Origin of the sequence: Stutzerimonas azotifigens DSM 17556 (genome assembly GCF_000425625.1) — a bacterium.
GTDB classification, from domain to species: Bacteria; Pseudomonadota; Gammaproteobacteria; order Pseudomonadales; family Pseudomonadaceae; genus Stutzerimonas; species Stutzerimonas azotifigens.
In genome coordinates this window covers 1-1138 of record NZ_AUDU01000097.1, presented here as the reverse complement: position 1 = coordinate 1138, position 1138 = coordinate 1, and the positions used below count along the sequence as shown (strand labels likewise).

Annotated in this window: 2 tRNA genes and 2 rRNA genes; all 4 read right to left on the bottom strand. The window is 54.5% G+C overall.

Going from position 1 to position 1138, the window contains the following annotated elements:
* Positions 1-135, bottom strand: a 23S ribosomal RNA gene (locus H610_RS0108520); the annotation flags it as partial.
* Positions 136-382: 247 nt separating this feature from the next.
* Positions 383-458, bottom strand: a tRNA-Ala gene (locus tag H610_RS0108515).
* A 32-nt stretch (positions 459-490) separates the two neighbouring features.
* A tRNA-Ile gene (locus H610_RS0108510) sits at positions 491-567 on the bottom strand.
* A gap of 65 nt (positions 568-632) precedes the next feature.
* Positions 633-1138: ribosomal RNA gene (locus tag H610_RS0108505) — 16S ribosomal RNA — on the bottom strand; the annotation flags it as partial.

Here is a 1138-nt window from a genome sequence, read left to right as displayed (position 1 = left end):
CAGGTGGGTTCCCCCATTCAGAGATCTCCGGATCAAAGTCTGTTTGCCGACTCCCCGAAGCTTTTCGCAGGCTACCACGTCTTTCATCGCCTCTGACTGCCAAGGCATCCACCGTATGCGCTTCTTCACTTGACCATATAACCCCAAGCAATCTGCTTCGCAGCAGGCTCGAGCGGTCGGTGAAGACGACATTCGCCGAAAATTTGCGCTTGAATCGCAAACTCTACCTTGAGCTGAGCGATTGCCAGTGAAAGCAATCTCTCAGTCACTTCTATCACATACCCAAATTTTTAAAGAACGATTCTGGCAAAGACCAGAAATCAGCATTCCATCCGGAACGCTCATTTCTGAGCTCTATCAAGCAAGTCAGCCAAGCCGGAGGTGGTGGAGCCAAGGAGGATCGAACTCCTGACCTCCTGCGTGCAAAGCAGGCGCTCTCCCAGCTGAGCTATGGCCCCAATGTCAACCGGTCTTGCGACCCCGCGACAATTGGTGGGTCTGGGCAGATTCGAACTGCCGACCTCACCCTTATCAGGGGTGCGCTCTAACCAACTGAGCTACAGACCCAATCGCCTTCGCAATGAATCAAGCAATTCGTGTGGGAGCTTATGAAGAAGCTGAAGTCTTTCGATTAAGGAGGTGATCCAGCCGCAGGTTCCCCTACGGCTACCTTGTTACGACTTCACCCCAGTCATGAATCACTCCGTGGTAACCGTCCCCCCGAAGGTTAGACTAGCTACTTCTGGAGCAACCCACTCCCATGGTGTGACGGGCGGTGTGTACAAGGCCCGGGAACGTATTCACCGCGACGTTCTGATTCGCGATTACTAGCGATTCCGACTTCACGCAGTCGAGTTGCAGACTGCGATCCGGACTACGATCGGTTTTGTGGGATTAGCTCCACCTCGCGGCTTGGCAACCCTCTGTACCGACCATTGTAGCACGTGTGTAGCCCTGGCCGTAAGGGCCATGATGACTTGACGTCATCCCCACCTTCCTCCGGTTTGTCACCGGCAGTCTCCTTAGAGTGCCCACCCGAGGTGCTGGTAACTAAGGACAAGGGTTGCGCTCGTTACGGGACTTAACCCAACATCTCACGACACGAGCTGACGACAGCCATGCAGCACCTGTGTCTGAG